Source organism: Stutzerimonas azotifigens DSM 17556 (assembly GCF_000425625.1).
Taxonomy (GTDB): domain Bacteria; phylum Pseudomonadota; class Gammaproteobacteria; order Pseudomonadales; family Pseudomonadaceae; genus Stutzerimonas; species Stutzerimonas azotifigens.
Window position 1 is genome coordinate 107563 of record NZ_AUDU01000018.1, and the last position, 25351, is coordinate 132913.

23 protein-coding genes are annotated in these 25351 nt (G+C 70.2%); 22 read left to right on the forward strand and 1 reads right to left on the reverse strand.

Features of this window, described 5'->3' with window-relative positions; genetic code table 11:
* Window positions 1-94: 94 nt before the first annotated feature.
* Complete coding sequence (mscK, locus tag H610_RS0102275) at window positions 95-3388, forward strand: mechanosensitive channel MscK (RefSeq protein WP_028238167.1); 3294 nt, start codon at window positions 95-97, stop codon at window positions 3386-3388.
* Window positions 3389-3455: 67 nt separating this feature from the next.
* Entirely contained in the window at window positions 3456-4916 is a 1461-nt protein-coding gene (gene selO / locus H610_RS0102280) for a protein adenylyltransferase SelO (RefSeq protein ID WP_028238168.1), read from the forward strand.
* Here selO and H610_RS0102285 read toward each other — a convergent pair whose 3' ends face one another.
* The gene (locus tag H610_RS0102285) at window positions 4917-5624 is read right to left on the reverse strand and encodes an aspartate/glutamate racemase family protein (RefSeq protein WP_028238169.1); all 708 of its coding nucleotides are present in this window, start codon (window positions 5622-5624) and stop codon (window positions 4917-4919) included. It abuts the gene before it with no gap.
* A gap of 200 nt (window positions 5625-5824) precedes the next feature.
* On the opposite strand from H610_RS0102285, the gene H610_RS0102290 reads away from it, so the two are divergent.
* From H610_RS0102290 to H610_RS0102385, 20 genes are all read left to right on the forward strand, one after another.
* Window positions 5825-7615 (forward strand): SLC13 family permease, encoded by a 1791-nt coding sequence (locus H610_RS0102290; protein ID WP_028238170.1) that lies wholly within the window; start codon window positions 5825-5827, stop codon window positions 7613-7615.
* Window positions 7616-7684: 69 nt separating this feature from the next.
* A complete protein-coding gene (gene trxC, locus H610_RS0102295; RefSeq protein ID WP_028238171.1) occupies window positions 7685-8125 on the forward strand; it encodes a thioredoxin TrxC in 441 nt (146 codons plus the stop codon).
* Window positions 8126-8814: 689 nt separating this feature from the next.
* Window positions 8815-9534, forward strand: coding sequence for a beta-ketoacyl synthase chain length factor (locus tag H610_RS0102300; protein WP_028238172.1), 720 nt, complete (start codon window positions 8815-8817; stop codon window positions 9532-9534).
* Entirely contained in the window at window positions 9510-10319 is an 810-nt protein-coding gene (locus H610_RS0102305) for a lysophospholipid acyltransferase family protein (protein WP_028238173.1), read from the forward strand. Before H610_RS0102300 ends, H610_RS0102305 begins: the two co-directional genes overlap by 25 nt.
* Window positions 10300-10566, forward strand: coding sequence for a phosphopantetheine-binding protein (locus tag H610_RS0102310; protein ID WP_028238174.1), 267 nt, complete (start codon window positions 10300-10302; stop codon window positions 10564-10566). The genes H610_RS0102305 and H610_RS0102310 overlap by 20 nt, the downstream gene beginning before the upstream one ends.
* Before the next feature lie 9 nt (window positions 10567-10575).
* Window positions 10576-10833 (forward strand): acyl carrier protein, encoded by a 258-nt coding sequence (locus tag H610_RS0102315; RefSeq protein ID WP_028238175.1) that lies wholly within the window; start codon window positions 10576-10578, stop codon window positions 10831-10833.
* Between the two features lie 74 nt (window positions 10834-10907).
* The gene (locus H610_RS0102320; RefSeq protein ID WP_051231438.1) at window positions 10908-11486 is read left to right on the forward strand and encodes a COG4648 family protein; all 579 of its coding nucleotides are present in this window, start codon (window positions 10908-10910) and stop codon (window positions 11484-11486) included.
* Window positions 11483-13153, forward strand: a complete 1671-nt coding sequence (locus H610_RS0102325; protein ID WP_028238177.1) for an AMP-binding protein — start codon at window positions 11483-11485, stop codon at window positions 13151-13153. Before H610_RS0102320 ends, H610_RS0102325 begins: the two co-directional genes overlap by 4 nt.
* Window positions 13154-13155: 2 nt before the next feature.
* Window positions 13156-13998 (forward strand): glycosyltransferase family 2 protein, encoded by an 843-nt coding sequence (locus H610_RS0102330; RefSeq protein ID WP_084166353.1) that lies wholly within the window; start codon window positions 13156-13158, stop codon window positions 13996-13998.
* Complete coding sequence (locus H610_RS0102335) at window positions 13995-14936, forward strand: LpxL/LpxP family acyltransferase (RefSeq protein ID WP_028238179.1); 942 nt, start codon at window positions 13995-13997, stop codon at window positions 14934-14936. Before H610_RS0102330 ends, H610_RS0102335 begins: the two co-directional genes overlap by 4 nt.
* A complete protein-coding gene (locus H610_RS0102340; protein ID WP_028238180.1) occupies window positions 14923-16461 on the forward strand; it encodes an HAL/PAL/TAL family ammonia-lyase in 1539 nt (512 codons plus the stop codon). The genes H610_RS0102335 and H610_RS0102340 overlap by 14 nt, the downstream gene beginning before the upstream one ends.
* Window positions 16454-16900, forward strand: a complete 447-nt coding sequence (locus H610_RS0102345) for an acyl-CoA thioesterase (protein WP_028238181.1) — start codon at window positions 16454-16456, stop codon at window positions 16898-16900. The genes H610_RS0102340 and H610_RS0102345 overlap by 8 nt, the downstream gene beginning before the upstream one ends.
* A gap of 145 nt (window positions 16901-17045) precedes the next feature.
* Complete coding sequence (locus tag H610_RS0102350; RefSeq protein ID WP_028238182.1) at window positions 17046-17636, forward strand: outer membrane lipoprotein carrier protein LolA; 591 nt, start codon at window positions 17046-17048, stop codon at window positions 17634-17636.
* Window positions 17620-19980 carry an MMPL family transporter gene (locus H610_RS0102355; protein ID WP_028238183.1) on the forward strand — a complete coding sequence of 787 codons (2361 nt, stop codon included), beginning with the start codon at window positions 17620-17622 and terminating at the stop codon, window positions 19978-19980. Before H610_RS0102350 ends, H610_RS0102355 begins: the two co-directional genes overlap by 17 nt.
* Window positions 19967-21208, forward strand: a complete 1242-nt coding sequence (locus tag H610_RS0102360; protein ID WP_028238184.1) for an NAD(P)/FAD-dependent oxidoreductase — start codon at window positions 19967-19969, stop codon at window positions 21206-21208. Before H610_RS0102355 ends, H610_RS0102360 begins: the two co-directional genes overlap by 14 nt.
* Before the next feature lie 4 nt (window positions 21209-21212).
* Window positions 21213-21725 carry a DUF3261 domain-containing protein gene (locus H610_RS0102365; RefSeq protein WP_043237414.1) on the forward strand — a complete coding sequence of 171 codons (513 nt, stop codon included), beginning with the start codon at window positions 21213-21215 and terminating at the stop codon, window positions 21723-21725.
* Window positions 21722-22909, forward strand: coding sequence for a beta-ketoacyl-[acyl-carrier-protein] synthase family protein (locus H610_RS0102370; RefSeq protein WP_028238186.1), 1188 nt, complete (start codon window positions 21722-21724; stop codon window positions 22907-22909). The genes H610_RS0102365 and H610_RS0102370 overlap by 4 nt, the downstream gene beginning before the upstream one ends.
* Complete coding sequence (locus tag H610_RS0102375) at window positions 22906-23358, forward strand: hotdog family protein (protein ID WP_028238187.1); 453 nt, start codon at window positions 22906-22908, stop codon at window positions 23356-23358. The genes H610_RS0102370 and H610_RS0102375 overlap by 4 nt, the downstream gene beginning before the upstream one ends.
* Before the next feature lie 19 nt (window positions 23359-23377).
* Window positions 23378-24106 (forward strand): 3-oxoacyl-ACP reductase FabG, encoded by a 729-nt coding sequence (gene fabG, locus H610_RS0102380; RefSeq protein ID WP_028238188.1) that lies wholly within the window; start codon window positions 23378-23380, stop codon window positions 24104-24106.
* The gene (locus H610_RS0102385) at window positions 24106-25332 is read left to right on the forward strand and encodes a beta-ketoacyl-ACP synthase (protein WP_028238189.1); all 1227 of its coding nucleotides are present in this window, start codon (window positions 24106-24108) and stop codon (window positions 25330-25332) included. The genes fabG and H610_RS0102385 overlap by 1 nt, the downstream gene beginning before the upstream one ends.
* Window positions 25333-25351 lie beyond the last annotated feature (19 nt).

The window sequence follows — 25351 nt, forward strand, 5'->3', positions numbered from 1 at the left end:
TACGGTCGCGACCGCCCGCCGGGCGGGCTCGCCCTGCTGCCGAAGACCCCTTAGACTCGCGGCCATTTTCAGCTTCGAGGCCGCGTTCAGCTCAATGTCTTCCTTGCGCTCCTTCCTGGCGGCGAGCCTGCTCGCCTTCACCCTGCCGCTGTCCGGCCTGCTGGCCGCACCGGCCCTGCCCGGCACCGGCGAGGCCACCGCCCCGGAGGACAGCGCGCCGAAGACCTCCTCCGCCGACCAGACCCAGCGTCTGCAGGAGCAGGCGCGCAGCGCCGAGCAGGGGCTGGCCGATCTCAAGCGGCAGCTGAACGAGGCGCCGAAGCAGATCCGCCAGGCCGAAACCGAGCTGGCCAAGCTCAAGGCCGCGCCCGAGCAGGACCTCTCCGCCCAGCTCAGGCGCAGGAGCGTCGACGAACTGGAGCAGCGCCTGACCGAGCGCATGGCGCAGATCGCCGACTGGCAGAAGGGCCTGACCACTGCCAACAGCCTGATCATTTCGGCGCAGACCCGGCCGGAACGCGCCCAGGCGGAAATTGCCACCAGCCAGACGCGCATCCAGGAGATCGGCTCGCTGCTCAAGAGCGGGCGTGAGGCCGGCAAGACGCTCAGCGACGAGCGGCGCGCACTGCTCAACGCCGAGCGCGCCGCGCTCACGGCGCAGATCGAGCTGCGCCGCCAGGAACTGAGCGGCAACAGCCTGCTGCAGGACCTCGGCAAGAGCCAGCGCGACCTGCTCAGCGAGAAGATCCGCCGCGCCGAACAGGAAACCCTGGCGCTGCAGACGCTGATCAACGACAAGCGCCAGGAGCAGTCGGAGAAGACCGTCGCCGAGTTGTCGGCCAAGGCCCGCAGCGCCAGCTCGGACAAGCTGCTGGCCGCGCAGAGCGCCGAGAACCTGAAGCTCTCCGACTACCTGCTGCGCGCCACCGAGCGCCTCAACCGCCTGACCCGGGAAAACCTGCAGACCCGCCAGCAGCTGGACGCCCTGACCCAGGCCGACCAGACCCTGGAAGAGCAGATCGCGGTCCTGGAGGGCAGCCTGCTGCTGTCCAAGATCCTCTACCAGCAGCAGCAGGCGCTGCCGCAGATCAGCCTGGACGCCAACCTGGCGGACGAGATCGCCGACATCCGCCTGTACCAGTTCGAGCTCAACCAGGAGCGTGAACGGCGCGGCACCCCCGAGGCCTACGTCGAGCGCTTGCTGGCCGACCAGCCGCCCGAGGACATCACCCCCGAGCTTCGTCGCGCCCTGCTGGAACTGGTGGTCGCCCGCAGCGAGCTGCTCGACCGCCTGAACGGCGAGCTGACCGCGCTGCTCAACGAATCGATCACCCTGCAGTTGAACCAGAAGCAGCTGCAGGATCGCGCCCATGCCCTCAGCGAAACGCTCGAGGAGCAGATGTTCTGGATTCCCAGCAACAAGCCGCTGGACTGGGCCTGGCTCAAGAGCGTGCCGCGCCTGCTGGAGAACCAGCTCACCGCGATGCCCTGGGCCTCGGCGCTGGAGAAGCTGGCCGACGGCCTGCTGGAACGGCCGCTGTTCTTCCTGCCGCTGCTGCTGGTGATCGCCGCCCTGCTGTGGCGCCGTCCCGCGATCAACGGCAAGCTCGGCGCCCTCAGCCAGGACGTCGGCCACTACCGCCGCGACAGCCAGCTGCATACGCCGCTGGCCCTGCTGCTCAACCTGTCGCTCGCTCTGCCGGTCGCCCTGTTCCTGGCGCTGTGCGGCTACGTCCTGCAGATGGATGCGCGCGGCCAGAACTACAGCCTCGGCGCCGCCTTCTACGAGATGGCCCAGGCCTGGCTGGTGTTCTATACCGCCTACCGCATGCTGTCGCCGGGACGGGTGGCGGAGCTGCACTTCGGCTGGTCGAAGCCGCAGGTGGCCTTCCTGCGCCAGGAGATGCGCCGCCTCGGCCTGGTGGTCATGGCGCTGGTCGCGGTGGTCACGGTGGCCGAGCACCAGCCGGCCAACCTCGCCGAGGACGTGCTCGGCATCGCCGTGGTGATCACCTGCTACGCGCTGATGGGCTGGAGCCTGTTCCGCCTGCTGCGCAAGGGCCCGTCGAGCGAGAACGCGCCGCCGCTGCGCGTGCTGCTCGGCCTGCTGTTCACCCTGCTGCCGCTGGCGCTGATCGTGGTGGTCGGCCTCGGCTACTACTACACCGCGCTGAAGCTGACCGACCGCCTGATCGACACGCTCTACCTGCTGATGATCTGGGTCGCGCTGGAAGCGACCGTGGTGCGCAGCCTGACGGTGGCCGCGCGGAGGCTGGCCTACCAGCGCATGCTGGCCAGGCGGCAGGCGCAGGAAGAACACGGCGGCGAGATCGTGGAAGGCGTCGACGACGCCATGGACATCGAACAGGTCAACCAGCAGTCGCTGCGCCTGGCCCGGCTGGCGCTGTTCGGCCTGTTCCTGGCGGCGCTTTACTGGGTCTGGTCCGATCTGATCTCGGTGGTGTCCTACCTGGATAACGTGACCCTGTACGAGTTCCTGGCCGCCGACGGCACCACCACGGACGCGATCAGCCTGTCCAACCTGCTCAGCGCGGTGCTGATCGTCGCCATCACCGTCGCCCTGGCGCGCAACCTTCCCGGCCTGCTGGAGGTGCTGGTGCTGTCGCGCCTGCGGCTGGCCCAGGGTAGCGCCTACGCCACCGCCACCCTGCTGTCCTACCTGCTGGTGGCCATCGGCGCGGTATCCACGCTGTCGACCCTCGGGGTCAGCTGGGACAAGCTGCAATGGCTGGTGGCCGCGCTCTCGGTGGGCCTGGGCTTCGGCCTGCAGGAGATCTTCGCCAACTTCGTCTCCGGCCTGATCATCCTGTTCGAACGCCCGGTGCGCATCGGCGACGTGGTCACCATCGGCAACCTGTCGGGGACGGTGAGCCGGATCCGCATCCGCGCGACCACCATCACCGATTTCGACCACAAGGAAATCATCGTCCCGAACAAGACCTTCATCACCAGCCAGCTGATCAACTGGTCGCTCAGCGACACCGTCACCCGCGTCACCATCCGCATCGGCGTGGCCTATGGTTCGGACCTGGAGCTGGTGCGCCGCCTGCTGCTGCAGGCGGCCGAGGAGAACTCGCGGGTGCTGCGCGATCCGGAGCCGCAGGTCTTCTTCCTCGCCTTCGGCGAAAGCAACCTGGATCACGAACTGCGCATCCACGTGCGCGATCTGGGCGACCGCAACCCGGCGACCGACGAGATCAACCGCTTCCTCGACCGCGAATTCATCCGCCATGGGGTGATCATCGATTTCCGCCGGGTGGACGTATTCCTGCGCGACGGCAAGGGCCACGAGCTGCACCTCGACGGCCCGCTTCCGGCGCAATCCGCCGCCCAGGCGCCGGATACCGGCAGCGGTCGGCAGGGATGATGAACGGGCGGCTGTACGCGGGCTCGAAGCTGGTGGAGCATTCGTCCATCGACACCGGAGCCCGCCCGTGAAACCGCTCGACGAACTCAGTTTCGACAACCGCTTCGCCCGCCTCGGCGACACCTACTCCACGGCGGTGCTGCCGCAGCCGCTGGACGAACCGAAGCTGGTGGTGGCCAGCCCCGAGGCGCTGACACTGCTGAACCTCGACCCGAGCGTGGCCGAGGACCCGCGCCTGGCGCAGATCGGTGCCGGCCATGCGCTCTGGGCCGAGGCCGAGCCGCGCGCCATGGTCTACTCCGGCCACCAGTTCGGCGTCTACAACCCGCGGCTCGGCGACGGCCGCGGCCTGCTGCTTGGCGAGGTGGTCAACGACGCCGGCGAGCACTGGGACCTGCATCTGAAGGGCGCCGGCTCGACGCCCTATTCGCGCATGGGCGACGGCCGCGCGGTGCTGCGTTCGTCGATTCGCGAATTCCTCGCCAGCGAGCACCTGCACGCGCTCGGCATCCCGACCTCGCGGGCACTGTGCGTCACCGCCTCGAGCACGTCGGTGTACCGCGAGCGGCGGGAGCGCGGCGCCATGTTGATCCGCCTGGCGCAGAGCCACGTGCGCTTCGGACATTTCGAATACTTCTACTACACCCGCCAGCACGACGCCCTGCGCGAGCTCGTCGACCAGGTGATCGGCTGGCACTACCCGGACTGCCTGGAACACCCGGAGCCCTACGGCAGCTTCTTCCGCCAGGTGCTGGAACGCACCGCGGCGATGATCGCGCGCTGGCAGGCCTACGGCTTCTGCCACGGGGTGATGAACACCGACAACATGTCGATCCTCGGCATCACCTTCGATTTCGGCCCCTACGCCTTTCTCGACGACTTCGACGCCCGCTTCATCTGCAATCACTCGGACGATACCGGCCGCTACGCCTTCGAGAACCAGGTGCCGATCGCCCACTGGAACCTGGCCGCGCTCGCCCAGGCGCTCACCCCGCTGGTCCAGGTCGAGGCCCTGCGCGCGAGCATGGAACTGTTCCTGCCGATCTACGAGGCCGAGTGGCTGGACCTGATGCGCCGCCGCCTCGGCTTCGCCAGCGCCCGCGACGAGGACAAGACGCTGGTGCAGCGGCTGCTTCGGCTGATGCAGGGCAGCGCGGTGGACTACACACGCTTCTTCCGAGAGCTGGGCGACAGCCCGGCGGACGAGGCGCTTCGCCGGCTACGCGAGGACTTCGTCAATCTTCCCGGCTTCGATGCCTGGGCCGCCGACTACCGGGCGCGCCTGGCGCTTGAAGGCGGCGACCCGGCCGGGCGGCGCGCGCGGATGCATGCGGTCAACCCGAAGTACATCCTGCGCAACTACCTCGCCCAGCAGGCGATCGAGGCCGCCGAACAGGACAACTTCGGCCCGGTGCGCGAGCTGCACCGGGTGCTGGCGCACCCCTTCGACGAACAGCCGGGCATGCAGCGCTATGCCGAACGCCCGCCGGAATGGGGCAAGCACCTGGAAATCAGCTGCTCGTCCTGATCAGCTTCCCCCGGCCGCTTCCAGCATCCAGTCGAGCCCCATGCGCACGTGCTCGGCGGCGCTGTCGACCAGCGGCAGCGGGCTGGACGCTCCGTCCAGCAGCAGGCCGATCTCGGTACAGCCGAGAATCGCCGCCTCGGCGCCGGCCTTCCGGCCGCGAGCGAGCACCTCGAGATAGAAGGCGCGCGCCGCCTCGGTGAAGCGCCCGAGGCACAGTTCCTGGAAGATCACCCTGTCGATTTCCGCCCGCGCCTTCGTCTCCGGCACCAGGACCTCGATGCCGTGGCGCCGGTGCAGGTAATCGCGCAGGAAGGCCTCGCGCATGGTGAAGCCGGTGCCGAGCAGCAGCGCGCGGCGCCAGCCGTCGGCGGCCAGCGCCCGACCGATCGCGTCGCCGATGTGCAGCAGCGGAATGCGCGTGCCGGCGGCGATCGTCGGCGCGACCTTGTGCATGGTGTTGGTGGCCAGCAGCAGCGCGCCGGCCCCGGCCCGCTCGAGCCCGCCGGCGGCCGCGGCCAGTTGCCGACCGGCCGCGTCCCACTCGCCCGCCCGCTGCTGCGCGGCGATTGCGGCGAAATCCACCGAATGCAGGACCAGCGGTGCGGAATGCAGGCCACCGCAACGCTGTCTGATGCCTTCGTTGAGCAGCCGGTAGTAGAGCGCCGTCGACTCCCAGCTCATGCCGCCGAGTATGCCCAGTGTTCTCATTGCCGCCTCCCGTTTCGCCAGACCACAGCCTGGCCCGGACGGACGCGGATGACGCAGTACAGTCAGGGACAGGCTTGGCGGTACAGTCCGCCTAATAACCGTTTGGAATAGAAACCGCATTAAACGATTCTGGACTCTCTAAGAGGCCCTCACTATCGTGCCTCGCTGATTTTCCACCGCCTGCCTCATCAGGATGCTCCATGACCGGCGATCTGCTGCCCTTGCTGTTCCTTTCGGCCTTGCTGGTCTGGGTACTCGCCTCCTTCGTACGGGAAAAGTGGAGCCCCGACGTGGTAGCGGGCATCGCCGTCGCGGTGCTGCTGGCGACCCAGCTGCTCGAGCCGGCCGACGTGCTCGGCGTGCTGTCGAACTCGGCGCCGGTCACCATCGCCTGCATGTTCGTCATCTCCGCGGCGCTGGAGCGCACCGGCTGCATCGATGCGCTCGGCAACTGGCTCGGAGGCCTGGTCGGCACCAGCCCGACCCGCGTGCTGGTCGGGCTGACCGTCACCGCGCTGGCGATCTCGGCCTTCCTCAACAACACACCGGTGGTGGCGATCCTCACGCCGGTGGCCATTTCGCTGGCCAAACGCGCCGGCACGCAGCCGTCCAAGCTGCTGATCCCGCTGTCCTACGCGACCATCCTCGGCGGCACACTCACCGTCATCGGCACTTCCACCAACATCCTCGTCGACGGGGTGGCACGCAAGGCCGGGCTGGCGCCCTTCGGCATCTTCGAGATCACCGGCGCCGGGCTGATCCTCGCCGCCGCCGGCATGGCCTACATGCTCACCGTCGGCAAGCGCCTGCTGCCCGAGCGCGACACCCTGTCCAAGCAGCTGCGCCCGGACCTGGGCCGCACTTTCATGACCGAGCTGCTGGTGCCGCACGACTCGCCGGTGATCGGCAAGACCCTGGCCGAGGCCAACCTCAACGGCGGCAGCGGCCTGCAGGTGCTCAAGCTGTTTCGCGAGGACCGCCAGTTCAGCGCGCCGGCGCACGACACCACCCTGGCCGCCGGCGACCTGCTGGTGCTGCACGGGCAGGTCAAGGACGTGGTCGAGCTGCGCGAGAGCGGCTACCTGACCTTCAACCGCAACGAGGCCTTCGAGACCATCTCCAGCCACGACGTGATCCTGGTCGAGGCCATCGTCGGGCGGAACTCCCGTTACTGCCACCGTCCCATGCGCGACCTCGACCTGACCGCGCGCTACGGCATCGCCGTGCTCGCCGTGCACCGCCAGGACGAAAGCATCCAGGGCAACCTCGACGACTTCGAGCTGCAGTTCGGCGACGTCATGCTGGTGGAAGGCACCCCGGCGCAGATCAAGCGCTTCGCCGACAACGGCGAGCTGATCAGCCTGAATACCGTGCAGGAGCGCGCCTACCGCCGCGACAAGGCACCGATCGCCCTGATCTCCGCGGCGGCGGTGATGCTGCTGGCGGCAATCGGCCTGATGCCCATCGAGGGCCTGGCGATCATCGGCGCTGTAGTGGTGCTGGCCACCCGCTGCCTCGACGTCGAGGACGCCTACAAGGCGGTGGACTGGAAGATCCTCACGCTGATCTTCGGCATGCTGGCGATCAGCATCGCCATGGACCGGGTCGGGCTGGTCCGGCTGATCGTCGAGCAGACGATGGGCGCGCTGCCCTGGGCCGGGCCGCTGCTCATGCTGTCGTTCATCTACCTGTTCACCTCGGTGCTGACCGAGCTGCTGTCGAACAACGCGGTGGCCGTGCTGGTCACGCCGATCGCCATCGGCCTGGCCCAGCAGCTCGGCGTCGACCCGCGCGCCTTCGTGGTCGCGGTGATGTTCGCCGCCAGCGCCAGCTTCGCCACGCCGATCGGCTACCAGACCAACACCTTCGTCTACAACGCCGGCGGCTACCGCTTCGCCGACTTCCTCAAGGTCGGCATCCCGCTGAACCTGCTGCTGTGGCTGGTGGCCACCCTGGTGCTGCCGCTGTTCTGGCCGCTGACGCCGGTCTGACCGGGCGGGCTTGATATCCGCCGGGCGGACGGCCAGATTGCGGGAAAGTCGTCCCACGGAGTCCCGACCATGACCGACCCGCTGCTCGTCCCCTGCGCCCAGTGCGCGGGCCTCAACCGTATCCCGGCCGAGCGCCTGCAGGATCGCCCGCGCTGCGGGCGCTGCAAGGGCGAAGTGCTGCCGGCGCATCCCTTCGCCCTCGAGCAGTCGGCCTTCAGCGCCCAGCTCAAGGGCGACCTGCCCCTGCTGGTAGACGTCTGGGCCAGCTGGTGCGGCCCCTGCCGCGCGTTCGCCCCGACATTCGAACAGGCCGCCGCGCGCCTGCAGGGCCGCTGCCGGCTGGCCAAGCTCGACAGCGAAGCCAACCCGCAGCTGGCGACGCGCCTGGGCATCCGCTCGATTCCCAGCCTGCTGCTGTTCCGCAACGGGGTGGAAATCGGCCGGCAGAGCGGCGCTCTGCCCCTGCCGCAACTGCTCGCCTGGCTGGCGCAGCAGGGCATCGCGGCCTGAGGGCGGCATGGGCCGCAGGGTGGGGAAACGGCGAAGCCTTTCCCACGCGGGAGAGGTCGCCGGTGCAAATGGCCAGGTTCGATTCCGAAAGACAAACGCGTGGATAAGCCGCTGCGCGGCGTTATCCACCCTACGATGGGTGCAGCTGCGGATCGCCGCCCGGCCCAAGAGAAAGTAACCAAGAGAACGACTCCCGGCATCTGGGTCCGGGGGCCGTCACGACGGGGAACGGAATCCAGGCCAGGGATGCACTCTTGGTGGGCTGAAGCCCACCCTACTGCTGTCAAGGACTGAAAAGCGTCGCCCGGGGCGGGCCTTCCACAACAGCAGCCGGTGCATGCCGAACCCCGTGGGAGGCGCCCTCGCGGCGATGCAGGCCGGCAGGCCTGCCAAGGACTGAAAGCATTCCCCCGGTCGGCCCCCCACTGGTCCAGTGCCGAAAAGCGTTACGGCTCTCGGCAGAGGCATGCCGCCTCCACCGAAGAAAAAGCCGACTTCGACAACCCTTTACACAAAAAGTGCCATCAAAAAGCCATGACCTCTTGTCCGGATTTTTCAGGCAACGTTTGCCTGGCGTCAGAACCGCCTAGATAATGCCGGCACCTTCTGGCAGCAGGCCGGATGCTTGTGGGGCAAGGACGTCGTCACGCCCGTTGAGAATGGCTCATCCGGAGCGCTGAGAGTCAAGCATGGTTGAATTCAACATCGAGCGGTGGCAGGCATGGGCACCGGGACTGGAGTGTCCCGCATCCTGGTCACGCTGGGCCGCGGCCCCCTGGCCGCTGGAGCCGGCCGACGCCCAGCCCGCCGTCGACTTCCTGCCGGCCATGCAGCGCCGCCGCCTGAGCCGCCTGGCGCGCATGGCCTTCGCCGTGGCGGCCCCGCTGGCCGACGGCCGCCCGCCGATGCCGCTGGTGTACGTCTCGCGGCACGGCGAAACCCCTCGCAACTACGCGCTGCTCGCCGAACTGGCGCGCGAGGAGCCGCTCTCCCCGACCCAGTTCAGCCTCTCGGTGCACAACGCCTTCATCGGCCTCTGGTCGATCCTGCGCGGCGACCCCAGCGAGATGACCGCGCTCGCCGGCGAAGGCGACGGCCTCGAGCATGCGGTGCTGGAAGCCGCGATGCTGCTGGCCGAGGGCGCCCCGGCGGTGCTGCTGGTGGTCGCCGAGGACCAGCCGCCGGCCATCTATGGTCCCTGGATCGACGACGTGCCCTGCCCCTACGCGGTCGCCCTGTTGCTGACCCCGGGGCAGGACTGGCGGCTGGCCCTGGAGCCACCCAGCGCAGACGCCGAGCCGAGCGCCAGGCCGCATGCCCTGGAGCTGGTGCGCGCGCTGGCGCTCGAACATCCTCAGATTCGTCACTCGTGGAAGAGCCGCCAATGGAACTGGCAACGGACGCACTGAATTCCCGCCCCGGCCCCCCCTGGCTCTGGCGCCTGGTCGCCACCGGCCTGTCGTTCCTGCTGTTCGGGCTCGGCGGCCTGTGCCTGCGCCTGCTGATCTTCCCGCTGCTGGCGCTGCTGCCCGGCGACGCCACGACCCGCCGCCGGCGTGCCCGCGCCACGGTCAGCCGTCTGTTCTGGTGCTTCGTGCAGTTCATGTACCGCGCCGGCGTAATGACCTATCAGGTGGAACACGCCGAGCGTCTGGGCCGCCCCGGGCAGTTGGTGATCGCCAACCATCCCTCGCTGATCGACGTGGTGGTGCTGATCGGCCTGATCCGCGACGCCAACTGCGTGGTCAAGCAGAGCCTGTGGGACAACCCCTTCACCCGCGGCCCGATCCGCGGCGCCCGGTACATCAGCAACAGCGGCAGCGCCGACATGCTCGACGAGGCCGCCGCGGCGCTGCGTGAAGGCCAGACGCTGATCGTCTTCCCCGAGGGGACGCGCACCACGCCCGGCGAGCCCCCGCGCTTTCACCGCGGCGCCGCGGCCATCGCCCTGCGCGGCGCGCAGGTGGTGACGCCGGTGGTGATCAGCGTGACGCCGACCACCCTGACCAAGGCCGAGCCCTGGTACCGCATTCCGTCGCGACGCTTCCACTTCCACCTGCGGGTCGGCGAAGACATCGACCCGCAGGCCTTCGCCGCCCGCGGAACGGCACCGATCGCCTCGCGGCAGCTGAACGAACATTTGCACCGACACTTCATAAAGGAGCTCGCACTGGATGAGCCGACTGCAGCTTGAAATCAAGCAACTGATCATCGACGCGCTGGGGCTGGAAGACATCGCACCGGAGGACATCGTGGCCGACGAGCCGCTGTTCGGCGACGGCCTCGGGCTCGACTCGGTGGACGCGCTGGAGCTCGGCCTGGCGATCCAGAAGCGCTTCGGCATCAGAATCGACGCCGAGGCCAAGGACACCCGCAAGCATTTCGCCAACGTCGACAGCCTGACCGCCTTCGTCGAGGCCAACCGGCCCGCGGTCGCCTGAGGAGGGAACATGGACAGCCGCAACGAGATTTTCGAGACCCTGCGCGAGGCGCTGGTCGAGCTGTTCGAGCTGGAGCCCGAGCGCATCAGCCTGGACGCCAACCTCTACGAAGACCTGGAGATCGACAGCATCGACGCGGTCGACCTGATCGACCACCTCAAGCGCCAGACCGGCAAGAAGATCGCCGCCGAGGATTTCAAGTCGGTGCGCACCGTGTCCGACGTGGTCGAAGCCGTCCATCGGCTGACCCATCCAGAAACGGCCTGAGCCGCCGATAACCCGGCAGCCCCGCCGCCGCCCGGCGCATGGACCGGTCGGCAGGCGCCCTGCGTGGAACCGAGATGAACGCAACCCACCCCGGGGCCAGGACGCCCTGGCGCCGCCTGACCGGCGCGGCCTTGCTGGCCGCCGGCCTCGCCTACCCCTTCGCCGTCTACTTCGGCGCCGCCGCGCTGTCGCCGCGCGTATTCGCGCTGCTGCTCGGCGCGCTCTGGCTCGCCCGCGCGCTGCTCGGCGTGCGCTCGCCGGGCGGGCGCTGGGCGGCACTGGCGGCGCTCGGCTTCTGCCTGGCACTCGGCCTGGCCGACGACCCGACGCTGCTGCGCGGCTATCCGGTGGCGATCAGCCTGGCGCTGCTCGGCCTGTTCGCTGCCAGCCTGGTCAGCGGGACGCCGGTGGTCGAGCGCCTGGCGCGCCTGCAGGAGCCGGAGCTGTCCCCCGCAGCGGTGCGCTACACGCGCAAGGTGACCTGGCTCTGGGTCGGCTTCTTCGCCTTCAACGCCGTGGTCGCCGGCGCCCTCGCGCTCTGGGCGCCGCTGGCCTGGTGGACGCTCTACACCGGGCTGATCGCCTACCTGCTGATGGGCCTGCTGTTCGCCGGCGAGTGGCTGGTGCGCCAGCGCGTGAGGGCCCGCGCATGAACTGGACGCCGCTGCAGGAGCTGCTGCTCGAAGCGCCCGCCGACGCGCTCGCGGCCCTGCCCGAACTGACCCGCGACCGGCTGCGCGAACGCGCCCTGGCGCTCGCCGGTGCGCTCCAGGCCCGCCGCATCACACGGCTGGCGGTGCACCTGGACGATGCCGGCGACCTGGCCATCGCCCTGCTCGGCGCCTGGCGGGCGGGCGTGCGCGTGCTGCTGCCGGCGGATCTGCGGCCAGCCAGCCGGCAGCGCCTGGCGCAGCACGTCGACGCCTGGCTCAGCGATGCCGCCGGCGACCTGCGAATCACCGATCTGCAAGGAAATCCGCTGCCAGCCGCCGCGCTCGATCTCGACTTCGAGGGCCTGGTGCTCTGCACCTCGGGCTCCACCGGGGCGCCCAAGCTGATCGCCAAGCAGCTGCGCCAGCTGGCCAACGAGGTGGCCACCCTGGAAGCGCTCTGGGGCGCCGAACTGGGCAGCGCCTGCGTGATCGGCAGCGTCTCGGCGCAACACATCTACGGCCTGCTGTTCCGCGTGCTCTGGCCGCTCTGCGCCGGGCGCCCGTTCCTGCGCCAGGCACAGCCGTTCCCCGAGGACCTGCAGCAGGCGAGCCTGGTCCGGCCGGCGTTCTGCTGGGTGGCCAGCCCGGCGCTGCTCAAGCGCATGGGCGACAACCTCGACTGGCCGGCGCTGAGCGCCGTGCGCCGGGTGTTCTCCTCCGGCGGCCCGTTGCCGGATGACGCCGCGCGACAGCTCGAGCGGCGTCTCGGCCAGGCGCCGACACAGATCTACGGCAGCTCGGAGACCGGCGGCGTGGCCTGGCGCCAGGCCGACGACTACTGGCAGCCCTTCGCCGGCGTCGAGCTGAGCCAGGATGCCGAGGGCGCGCTGCGCATCGCCTCGCCCTGCCTGCCCAACGGCCATGTCGAACAGACCGCCGATGCCGCCGAGCTGCAGAGTGATGGCCGCTTCCGCCTGCTCGGCCGCCTCGACCGCATCGTCAAGCTGGAAGAAAAGCGCATCTCGCTGCCGATGCTGGAGCAGGCGCTGGCCGGCCATGCCTTCGTCAGCGAAGCGCGGCTCGGCGTCATCCAGGACAACCGCGCCTACCTCGGCGCGCTGGTGGCGCTCAGTGCCGAGGGCTTGCACGCGCTGCGCAACGGCGGCCGCCGGGCACTGATCCAGGCGCTGCGCCAGCACCTCGGCCGCTACTGCGAGGCGCTGGCGCTGCCGCGCCGCTGGCGGCTGCTGCTCGAACTGCCCGGCAACGCCCAGGGCAAGCTGCCGCAGACCGAGGTCGACGCCCTGCTGCAGGCGCCACGCACGCTCGGCCCGGACTGCCTGAAGCGGCATCCCGACGACGCCGGCGGCTGGCTGCTGGAGCTGCGCGTGCCGCCGGACCTCGCGCATTTCGGCGGGCACTTTCCGGCCACGCCGGTACTGCCGGGTGTCGTCCAGATCGACTGGGCGCTGGGCCTGGCACGTGAATTGATGGATTTGCCGTCGCGTTTCCGGGGCATGGAGGTGCTGAAGTTCCAGCAGCTCGCCCGCCCCGGCGACCGGCTGGCGCTTGCCCTGCGCTACGACCAGGCGCGCGGCAAGCTCTATTTCGCCTACCGCAATGGCGAAACGCCCTGTTCTTCAGGGCGCATTTTACTGGGGGAGTAGTAATGACCGAGTACAACGAAACGGCGCTTGCGCCAGCCACGGATGGTTCGAAGACCGATGCCGACCTGTCGGCTTCGCACGCCAGGGTACCGGCGGCCCATGAAGAGGACTGGTTCAAGCCGTGCGCGGTGATCCCGGTCTACAACCACGAACGCACGCTGCCCGAGGTGGTCGCGGTGCTGCTCGCCGAGGACCTGCCGTGCATCCTGGTCGACGACGGCTCGCACCCGGTCGCCGCCAAGGTGATCGACGCGCTTGCCGCGCAGCCTTCGGTGCACCTGGTGCGCCATGCCCATAACCGGGGCAAGGGCGGCGCCGTAGTCAGCGGCCTGCGCGAAGCCGCACGGCTGGGCTTTTCCCATGCCCTGCAGGTGGACGCCGACGGCCAGCACGACCTGAGCGCCGTGGGCCGCTTCCTCGACCGCGCCAGCCAGGCGCCCGACGCCGTGGTCTGCGGCTATCCGCAGTTCGACGCGAGCATCCCGGCCAGCCGCCGCTACGGCCGCTACCTGACCCAGGCCTGGGTCTGGATCAACACGCTGTCGATCTCGATCCGCGACTCCATGTGCGGCTTCCGCGTCTACCCGCTGGCCACCACCCTGGCGCTGACCGATTCGGTGCAGATGGGCTCGCGGATGGATTTCGACAGCGAGATCCTGGTGCGCATGCACTGGCAGGACCAGCCGATGGTCTGGCTGCCGACCCGCGTGCGTTATCCGGCCGATGGCGTGTCCCATTTCCGCCTGTGGCAGGACAACCTGCTGATCTCGGCGATGCACGCGCGGCTGTTCTTCGGCATGCTGGTGCGCGCCCCGGGCCTGATCTGGCGCCGTCTGCAGGGATGAGCCAAGGCCCGGCGACCAGCCCGCACTGGGCCGATCAGCGCGAGCGCGGCAGCTTCGCGCTCATGCGCCTGACCGCCTGGCTGGTCCGTCGGCTCGGGCGCCGCGCCATGGCCCCGCTGATCCATGGCATCGTCGCCTACTTCTTCCTGTTCGGCCGCCAGGCGCGGCGCAGCGCCTGGCAGTACCAGGCGCGCCTGGCCGCCTGGAGCGGCCGCGCCGAACTGCAGCCGACCCGAGCCTCGGTGTTCGGCCAGTTCCGCGCCTTCGCCGACGCGCTGCTGGACAAGCTCGACGTGTGGAACGGCCGCCTCGGCCGCGAGCGGCTGGTGATCCATCATCCCGAGCAGGTGCACGCACGGCTGAACCAGGGCCGCGGCCAACTGCTGGTCGGCTCGCACCTGGGCAACCTGGAAGTCTGCCGCGCGCTGGGCGAACTGGGGCGCCAGGTACGGATGAACGTGCTGGTGCACACCCGCCACGCCGAACGCTTCAACCGCCTGCTCGGCGAAGCCGGCGCCAGCCACCTGCGCCTGATCCAGGTCAGCGAGCTGGATCCGGCGGTGATGCTGCAGCTGTCCCAGCGCCTGGACGACGGCGAATGGCTGGCGATCGCCGGCGACCGTGTCCCGTTGCACGGCGGGCGCGTCACAGAGGCCAGCTTCCTCGGTCACCCGGCGGCCTTCCCGCAGGGGCCCTGGCTGCTCGCCGGGTTGCTGCAGTGCGGCGTCAATCTGCTGTTCTGCCTCAAGCAGGGCGAGCGGTACCACGTGCACATGGAACCCTTCGCCGAACGCATCGGCTGGCGCCGCGCCGAGCGCGAGGCGGTGATCCGGCAGTGGGCCCAGCGTTATGCCGACCGCCTTGCCGCGCGCTGCCTGGAGGCACCGCGGCAATGGTTCAACTTCTACCCGTTCTGGATGGACCATGAACAACCCTGACCCCGTGATCTTCGGCGACAACCACCTGCGCATCGAGGACGTGCTGGCGGTGGCCGAGCAGCGCCGGCCGGCGCGCCTGCCCGGCGACCCGGCGTTCCGTACCCGCATCGCCCGCGGCGCGGAATTCCTCGACACGTTGCTCGACCGCGAGGGGGTCATCTACGGGGTCACCACCGGCTACGGCGATTCCTGCGTGGTGGCCGTGCCACTGCAGCAGGTCGAGGCACTGCCGCGGCACCTCTACACCTTCCACGGCTGCGGGCTCGGGCGCCTGCTCGAACCCGAGGCCACCCGCGCGGTGCTCGCCGCGCGCCTGCGCTCGCTCACCCACGGCGTGTCCGGCGTGCGCTTTGAACTGGTCGAGCGGCTGCAGCAGTTCCTCGCCCACGACCTGCTGCCGCTGATACCGGAGGAAGGCTCGGTCGGCGCCAGCGGCGACCTGACGCCGCTGTCCTACGTGGCCGCGACCCTGTCCGGCGAGCGCGAGGTGCTGTTCCGCGGCGAGCGCCGCAGCGCCGCCGAGGTGCACCGCGAGCTCGGCTGGGAACCGCTGGTGCTGCGCCCGAAGGAAGCGCTGGCGCTGATGAACGGCACCGCCGTCATGACCGGCCTGGCCTGCCTGGCCTACGCGCGCGCCGACTACCTCCTGCAGCTGGCGACCCGCATCAGCGCACTGAACCTGGTGGCGCTGGAGGGCAACCCCGAGCATTTCGACGAGCGTCTGTTCGCCGCCAAGCCGCACCCTGGCCAGGCCCAGGTCGCCGCCTGGCTGCGCCAGGACCTGGCGATCGACGGCCCGACGCCGCCGCTGCACCGCCTGCAGGATCGCTATTCGCTGCGCTGCGCCCCGCACGTACTCGGCGTGCTGGCCGACAGCCTGGGGCTGCTGCGTCAGTTCATCGAGACCGAACTCAACAGCGCCAACGACAACCCGATCATCGACGCGGAAAACGAGCGCGTGCTGCATGGCGGACATTTCTACGGTGGGCACATCGCCTTCGCCATGGACAGCTTGAAGAATCTGGTCGGCAACCTCGCCGACCTGCTCGACCGCCAGCTCGCGCTGCTGGTCGACCAGCGCTACAACCACGGCCTGCCGAGCAATCTGTCCGGCGCGCCGGCCGAGACCGCCATGATCAACCACGGCTTCAAGGCCGTGCAGATCGGCGCCAGCGCCTGGACCGCCGAGGCGCTGAAGAACACCCTGCCGGCGAGCGTGTTCTCGCGCTCTACCGAATGCCACAACCAGGACAAGGTGAGCATGGGCACCATCGCCGCGCGCGATGCCCTGCGCAGCCTGGAGCTGGCCGAACAGGTCGCCGCCGCCACGCTGCTGGCGGCCAACCAGGGCGTCTGGCTGCGCCAGCGCGAGGCCGGCGCGCGGCCGCTGCCGGAACCGCTGGCCGCCATGCGCGCGCAGCTGGCCGCAGACTTCCCGCCGGTGGTCGAGGACCGTGCCCTGGAAGGCGAGCTGCGCCTGTGCCTGGCGCGCATCCGCGCCCGTGCCTGGAGGCTCTATGCGTAAGGACGGGGTGTTGCGGGCGGAGGTCGACATCCTCGTGCCCTTCTTCGACGTCGACTCGATGGACATCGTCTGGCACGGGCACTACGTGAAATACCTGGAAGTTGCGCGCTGCGCCCTGCTCGAGCGCATCGGCCACAACTACCAGCAGATGCGCGCGGCCGGTTACGGCTGGCCGATCATTGATCTGCAGCTGCGGTATGTACGCCCTGCACGCTTCAACCAGTGGGTGCGCGTGCGTGCCGACCTCGTCGAATGGGAGCACCGGCTGAAGATCAACTACCTGATCAGCGACCCGGCCACCGGCGAGCGGCTGACCCGCGGCAGCACCGTGCAGGTGGCGGTGGAGATCGCCAGCCGGGAGATGCAGCTGGCCTCGCCGGCGGTGTTCGTCGAGGCGGTGGAGCGGGCGATCGGCCGGGAGCCGGGCGATGCGCGCTGAGCCGGACGCCGAATCCTGTTGTAGGAGCGAGCTCGCTCGCGAATGCCGTGGATACGGGGCTCCTGCCACAGCGTCTCGGAAAGGCGCCGGTGCACGCTCCCGTCTGCTTGGAATACTTTCTCGTCGTAAAGCATCCAGAAGCCCCCTGACCAAACTCCTCGCCCCCCTCATCCTCCTGCTGGCGACCCAACCCGCCTGGGCCTTCGGCCTCCCCGAGCTGACCCGCCAGCTCAGCGCCCCGGCCGTGGTGCGTGGCGAGTTCGTCCAGGAAAAGCACCTGCGCGCGCTGCCCAATCCGCTGGTCAGCCGCGGCAGCTTCGTGCTCACCCGCGACCGGGGCCTGCTGTGGTTTCTGGACAAGCCGTTCGCCCAGCGCTACCGCATCACCGCGGCGGGCATCGCCCAGTACACGCCCGCTGGCTGGCAACCGACGGGCCAGCAGGACGCGGGACGGCAGAACCGCCTGTTCCTCGCGGTGCTGAGCGGCGATACCGAGGCGCTGGCCGAGGATTTCGAACTGGCGCTGTCCGGCGATGCCGCCGACTGGCAATTGCAGATGACGCCCCGCTCGCGCCTGCTGGCGGAAATCTTCGAAGGCATCCGCATCGAGGGTGGCGCCACGGTCGAGCGCATCGAACTGAACGAAACCCAGGGCGATCGCACCCTGCTGCGTCTCGAGGACAGCCAGCCGGGTGAGCGGCTGAGCGACGACGAACGCCATGCCTTCGCCGACTGACCGAGCGTCCCGGCGCCGCTACGCAGCACCCGGCCTGTTTCTCCTCGGCCTGCTGGCGCTGCTCGCCGTCACGGCCTGGCAATGGCGCGGCGGCGCGCCGATCAGCGCCAATCTCCTGCAACTGCTGCCGGAGCAGGCCTCGGATGCGCTCACGCGCCAGGCCGAGGCGCGCATGCAGGCGCCGCTGAACCGCGAGCTGGTCCTGCTGGTCACCCACCCGGAGGCCGTCCGGGGCACGCAACTGGCGGACGAGATCGCCGACCGGCTGGACGACAGCGGCCTGTTCTCCGAGGTGCGCACGCGCCTGACGGGCAACCTCGCGGACCTGCGCCGGCAGTTGCTGGAGCAGCGCCTGGCCCTGCTGCACGCCGACGATCGCCGCCTGCTCGCCGAGCAGCCGGTGGCCTTCGTCGAGCAGCGTCTGGCCCGGCTCTACGACCCGCTGCAAGGGCAGCCGCTGGTGCCGGCGGAACAGGACTGGTTCGGCCTCGCCGAACGGGCCCAGGCGCATCTGCCGCAGACCGGCCGCCTGCAGATCGACGCCGATGGCCGGATGCTGAGCGAAGAAAGTGGCCGACGCTGGTACGCGCTGCGGCTGACGCTGGCCGGCGATGCCTTCGACGACCTTCTGCCCGAGCGGGTGGCGGCCGAGATCGAGGCGGCGAAGGCACAGGTCGCAACTCGCGGCGGCGAGGCCCTGGCGGCCGGCGGCGTGCTCTATTCGGCACACGCGCAGGCCCAGGCTCGCCGCGAGATGAGCCTGATCGGCGGACTTTCGCTGATCGGCGCGCTCGGCCTGCTGCTCTGGCTGTTCCGCACGCCGCGGATCTGGCTGGTGGCGCTGCCGGTGGCGGTCGGTGCGCTGGCCGGCAGCGCGGCCTGCGTGGCGCTGTTCGGGCAGATCCACGTGCTGACGCTGGTGCTCGGCGCCAGCCTGATCGGCGTCAGCCTCGATTTCCCGCTGCACTACCTGTCCAAGAGCTGGACGCTCAGCCCCTGGCGCAGCACGCAGGCGCTGCGCCGCACGCTCCCGGGGCTGGCCCTGGCGCTGCTGAGCAACCTGATCGGCTACCTGGCGCTGGCCTTCACCGCCTTCCCGGGGCTGACCCAGGTGGCGGTGTTCTCGGTGGCCGGGCTGCTCGGCGCCTTCCTCTGCTCCACCTGCCTGCTGCCGCTGCTGTTCCGCCGCCCGCTGCGGCCCTGGCCGCAGCCGCTGGCCTGGACCGCCACGCTGCTCGAGGGCCGTACCCGGCTGCTCGCCGCGATCCGTACGCCCTGGCTGCTGGCCGGGTTCCTGGTGTTCGTCCTGCTGGGCATCGGACGCGTCGATTTCGACGACGACATGCGCCAGTGGGTCGAGCGCGCGCCCGCCCTCGACCAGGAAGCGCAGCGCGTGGCGACGCTCACCGGCCTTCAGCCGACCAGCCAGTACTTCCTCGTCCGCGCGCGTAACGCCGATGAGCTGCTGGAGCGCCAGGCGCAGCTCGCCGAACGCCTCGAGGCGCTGGTGGGGGCAGGCCGACTCGGCGGCTACCAGGCCCTGAGCCAGTTCGCCGCACCGCTGCAGCAGCAGCGTGCGACCCTGCGGGCGCTTCCGGCGCTGCTCGCCGCAGCCGGCCCGTTGCTCGAACTGGGCGTCACGCCCGAGGCCCTGCGTGCGGAGCTGGATGCCCTCGCCGAGCGCGGCCCGATTTCCCTCGAAGAGGTCCTGGCCGGCCCGCTGGGTGAGCCCTGGCGCGCGCTCTGGCTCGGCAGCCAGGACGGCGGGGCGGCCGGCATGGTGCGGCTGCAGGGCCTGCGCGACCTGCGCGCCCTCGGCGGTCTGGACGAGGGCCTCGATGGCGTGCGCCTGATCGACCGCCCGGCGCAGCTGAACGCCCTGTTCGGCCAGACCCAGCGGCAGGCGGCGCTGCTCAAGGCATTGGCCTGCGTGCTGATCGTGCTGCTGCTGTGGCGACCGTTCGGCTGGTACGGCGCGTTGCGCTGCCTGGCGATTCCGCTGCTGGCCGCGGCCGGCAGCCTGGCGACCCTGGGCTGGCTGGGCCAGCCGCTGACCCTGTTCGGCCTGTTCGGCCTGCTGCTGGTGACCGCCATCGGCGTCGACTACGCGATCCTCATGCGCCAGGCGGTCGGCGGCCCGGCGGTCAGCCTGCTCGGCACGGCGCTGGCCGCCGTCACTACCTGGCTGTCGTTCGGCCTGCTGCTGCTCTCCGCCACCCCGGCGGTGGCGAACTTCGGCCTGGCGGTGAGCATCGGCCTGCTATTCAGTTTCCTGCTCGCCCCCTGGGCCAGCCCGTCCCTTTCTCCATCCCCCCTGGCAAGGAGCCGACATGGCACCGCTTGAGCTGCAACACCGTACTGTCGTGGTCATCGGAGCCGGCCCGTCCGGCGCAATCGCCGCTGCGCTGCTCAAGCGACGGGGGCATGACGTGCTGGTCATCGAACGCCAGCGCTTCCCGCGCTTCTCCATCGGCGAGAGCCTGCTGTCGCACTGCCTGGACTTCATCGAGCAGGCCGGCATGCTCGAGGCGGTGCGCGCCGCCGGCTTCCAGACCAAGCACGGCGCCGCCTTCGGCTGGGGCGAGCGCTACACCGAGTTCGACTTCCGCGACAAGTTCACCCCGGGCCACGGCAGCACCTACCAGGTGGTGCGTGCCGATTTCGACAAGCTGCTCGCCGACGAGGCCGAGAAGCAGGGCGTGGAGATCCGCTACGAGGAAGAGATCGTCGCCGCCGACTTCGACGGCCCGCAGCCGTGGCTGCAGGTGCAACGCGCCGATGGAAGCGGGTACCGCGTGGAGGCGCGCTTCGTCCTCGACGCCAGCGGCTATGGCCGGGTCCTGCCGCGCCTGCTGGACCTGGAGGCGCCGTCCAGCTTCCCGGTGCGCCGCGCTGTGTTCACCCATATCGAGGACCGCATCGACGACCCGCGCTTCGATCGCGACAAGATCCTCATCACCACCCATCCGGAACTGCGCGACGTCTGGTACTGGACCATCCCCTTCAGCAACGGCCGCTGCTCGCTGGGCGTGGTGGCTGCGGCCGAGCGTTACGAGGGTCGCCCGCTGGACCTGGACGCCTGCCTGCGCGAGTTCGTCGGCGAGGCGCCGAACCTGCGCCGCATCCTCGCCAATGCGCTGTGGGACACCCCGGCACGGCTGATCGGCGGCTACTCGGCCAACGTCAAGCAACTGCACGGCCCGGGCTATGCGCTGCTGGGCAACGCCGCGGAATTCCTCGACCCGGTGTTCTCCTCCGGGGTGACCATCGCCATGCATTCGGCGGGGCTGGCCGCCGGCCTGCTCGACCGGCAGCTGAACGGCGAACCGGTGGACTGGGCGGGCGAGTTCGCCGCGCCGCTCAAGCGCGGCGTCGATACCTTCCGGGCCTACGTCGAGGGTTGGTACGATTGCACCTTCCAGAACGTCATCTACTACGAGCACGCCCAGCCGGAGATTCGCCGCATGATCTGCTCGATTCTCGCCGGCTACGCCTGGGACGAGAACAACCCCTACGTCGCCGACCCGAAGCGGCGCCTGCGCGTGCTCGCCGAACTCTGCGCCCCGGCCTGACCCGATGACCGTTCGCGCGCCCCTTTCCGTCCTGCTCTGCCTGCTGCCGGCCCTGCTGCTGGCCGCCTGCGCCGGGCGCCTGCCGCTGCCGGCCGTGCCGGTCGCGCTGCAGACGCCGTTGCAGCTGCACCTGCAGCGGGACGACGGCGCCAGCCGGACGGACCGCCTGCTGGTGATCCAGGCCGAGGCCGACGGGCTGCGCTGGACGCTGCTCGATCCGCTGGGCATTCCGCTGGCGCGGCAGCGCCTGGCGCACGGCCGCTGGCATGCCGACGGCCTGCTGCCGCCGAACGCCGAGGCCCGCGAACTGTTCGCCGCCCTGCTGTTCGCGCTGACGCCGGAGCGGCAGCTGGCCGACGCCTACCCGCAGGCACGGGTCGCGCCCGGCGGGCGCACGCTGTCGGTCGACGGCGAGCGCCTCTGGCAGGTGCGCTCCGCCGCGGACGGATTCGAACTCGACGTCGGCGGCGGCTTGACCTATGGTGTCGCCCCCCTCGCCGGAGCCGCCACGCCATGACCGCCTATCTGAACGCCCTCGGGGTGATCTGTGCGCTCGGTCGCGGCCAGGCCGAGGTCTGCGCGCGCCTGCTGGCGGGCGACACCTCCGGCATGCGGCCCTACCCCACGCCGGTCGCCGGGATGAGCCTGCCGGTGGGCGCGGTGAGCGGCGCGCTGCCGGCGCTGGCCGATCCGGCGCCGGGCGAGGACACCCGCAACAACCGTCTGCTGCTGGCGGCGCTGGAGGAAATCGATGCCGACGTGCAGGCGGCCATCGCCCACTACGGCCGCGCGCGCATCGGCGTGGTGATCGGCACCAGTACCACCGGCATCCTCGAAGCCGCCGCGGGCATCGCCGGCGAGATCCGCCAGGGCGCGCTGCCGGCCGACTATCACTATGCGCAGCAGGAGCTGGTCGCCCCGGCGCGCCTGCTGGCCGACCGCCTCGGCCTGGGCGGCCCGAGCTACAGCCTGTCCACCGCCTGCACCTCGAGCGCCCGCGCGCTGATCAGCGCCCGTCGCCTGCTGCGCGCGGGCGTCTGCGACGCCGTGCTGTGCGGCGGCGTGGACACCCTGTGCGACCTCACCCTGCAGGGCTTCACCGCGCTGGAAGCGACCAGCCCCGCACTGTGCAATCCGTTCTCGCGCAACCGTGCCGGGATCAACATCGGCGAGGGCGCGGCGCTGTTCCTGATGACCCGCGAACCCGCGCCCGTCGCCCTGCTCGGGGCCGGCGCCAGCTCCGACGCGCACCACATCTCCGCGCCCGATCCGCGCGGGCGCGGCGCCATTGCGGCGATGCGCCAGGCGCTCGCCGACGCCGGGCTGGCGCCGGCCGACATCGACTACCTGAACCTGCACGGCACGGCGACCCGGCACAACGACGCGATGGAAAGCCTGGCGGTCGACGCGGTGTTCCCCGCGGGCGTGCCCTGCTCGTCGAGCAAGCCGCTGGCCGGACACACCCTGGGCGCCGCCGGTGCGCTGGAAGCCGCCTTCTGCTGGCTGGCGCTGTCGGCGCACAATCCCGCCCGGCGGCTGCCGCCTCACCGCTGGGACGGCGAAGCCGATCCGGCGCTGCCGCCGCTGGCCCTGACCGGCACCGACAGCCGCCTGCCAGAACGCTCGAGATACCGGATGATGACCAATTCCTTCGCCTTCGGCGGCAACAACAGCTGCCTGATCCTCGGGAGCGACGCATGATTGCCTGGCCGGTCGCCGAACTGCTGCCGCACGCCGGCGACATGGTGCTGCTCGACGCCGTGGAGCGCTTCGACGCCGATAGCATCGAGGCCAGCCTGACGGTCGTTCCGGGCGGCCTGTTCAACCTCCCGGACGGCAGCCTGCCGGCCTGGGTCGGCGTCGAGATCATGGCCCAGTGCGTCGCCGCCTACGCCGGCTGCCAGGCCCGCCTGGTCGGCCAGCCGGTGGAGCCCGGCTTCCTGCTCGGCACCCGCCACTACCAGTGCGACGTCGAGCGTTTCCCGGCCGGCGCCCGGCTCAGCGTGCGCGCCCTGCGCTCGCTGCAGGACGACAACGGCATGGGCGTGTTCGAATGCCACCTCGACGGCCCCGGGCTGCACGCCGAGGCCCGCCTGAACGTGTTCCGCCCGCCCGAGGTGGCGCGCTACCTGCAGGAACCCCATGTGTGAGAAGAAGAAAGAACCGTCCATGACTGACAGCATCCTGGTCACCGGCTCCAGCCGCGGCATCGGCCGCGCCATCGCCCTGCGCCTGGCCCGCAGCGGCCATGACATCGCCCTGCATTGCCGCTCGCGCCGCGACGAGGCGCAGGCCGTGCAGGCCGAGATCCTCGCCCTGGGGCGGCAGGCCCGCGTGCTGCAGTTCGACGTGGCCGACCGCGACGCCTGCCGCCAGGCCCTGGAAGCCGACATCGAGACCCACGGCGCCTACTACGGCGTGGTCTGCAATGCCGGCCTGACCCGCGACGGCGCCTTTCCGGCCCTCAGCGAGGACGACTGGGACCAGGTCCTGCGCACCAACCTGGACGGCTTTTACAATGTGCTGCACCCCGTGACCATGCCCATGGTGCGACGCCGCAAGCCCGGGCGGATCGTCTGCATCACCTCGGTCTCCGGCCTCATCGGCAACCGCGGCCAGGTCAACTACAGCGCCTCCAAAGCCGGCGTGATCGGGGCCGCCAAGGCCCTGGCGATCGAACTGGGCAAGCGCCGCATCACGGTCAACTGCGTGGCGCCCGGGCTGATCGACACCGACATGCTGGATGCCGGCCTGCCCCTTGAGGAGATGCTGAAGATGATCCCCGCCCAGCGCCTGGGCACCCCGGAGGAAGTGGCCGCCGCGGTCGATTTCCTGATGTCCGCGGATGCCGGCTACATCACCCGCCAGGTGCTGGCGGTCAACGGCGGGCTGTGCTGATGAAGCGTGTGGTCGTCACCGGCATGGCCGGGCTCACCTCCCTCGGCAACGACTGGGCCGGCATCGAAGCGGCCTTCTCCGCCGGCCGCAGCGGCATCCGCCGGATGCCCGAGTGGGATCGCTACACCGAGCTGAACACGCGCCTGGCCGGCCCGGTCGACGACTTCGCCGTGCCCGGCCACTGGACCCGCAAGCAACTGCGCAGCATGGGCCGCGTCTCGCGCCTGGCGGTGGCGGCGGCCGAGCGGGCGCTGGCCGATGCGGGACTGCTGGACGACCCCAGCATCCGCGATGGGCGCATGGGCGTGGCCTGCGGCTCCTCCACCGGCAGCACGGAAGAGATCAAGGCGTTCGGCAACATGCTGCTGAACTCGGTGGCCGACGGCCTGAACGCCAACTCCTACATCCGCATGATGCCGCACACCACCGCCGCCAACGTCAGCATCTTCTTCGGCCTCACCGGGCGGGTGATTCCCACGTCGAGCGCCTGCACCAGCGGCAGCCAGGGCATCGGCTACGCCTACGAGGCGATCAAGTTCGGCCGCCTGCCGCTGATGCTCGCCGGCGGCGCCGAGGAGCTGTGCGCCACCGAGGCCATGGTATTCGACGCGCTCTACGCCACCAGCCTGATGAACGACGCGCCGCAGCGCTCGCCGCGTCCCTACGACCGCGACCGCGACGGCCTGGTGATCGGCGAGGGCGCCGGCATGCTGGTGCTCGAGGAGCTGGAACACGCCCTGGCGCGCGGCGCCACCATCCACGCCGAACTGGTCGGCTTCGGCAGCAACGCCGACGGCCAGCACGCCACCAAGCCGGAACAGGCGACCATGCGCCGGGCGATGGAACTGGCCCTCGAGGACGCCGGCCTCGCCCCGCAGGCGATCGGCTACGTCAACGGCCATGGCACCGCCACCGAGCAGGGCGACATCGCCGAGACGCTGGCCACCGAGGCCCTGTTCGGCCGCGGCATGCCGATCAGCTCGCAGAAGAGCTTCCTCGGCCACACGCTCGGCGCCTGCGGCGCGCTGGAATCCTGGTTCACCATCGAGATGCTCAACCGCGACCGCTACGTGCCGACGCTCAACCTCGACAACGTCGACCCGCGCTGCGGCGAACTCGACTACGTGACCGGCAACCCGCGGGCGATGCAGCACGAATACGTGATGAACAACAACTTCGCGTTCGGCGGCGTGAACACCTCGCTGGTGTTCCGGCGCTGGACGTGAATTCCACGGCAACACACGC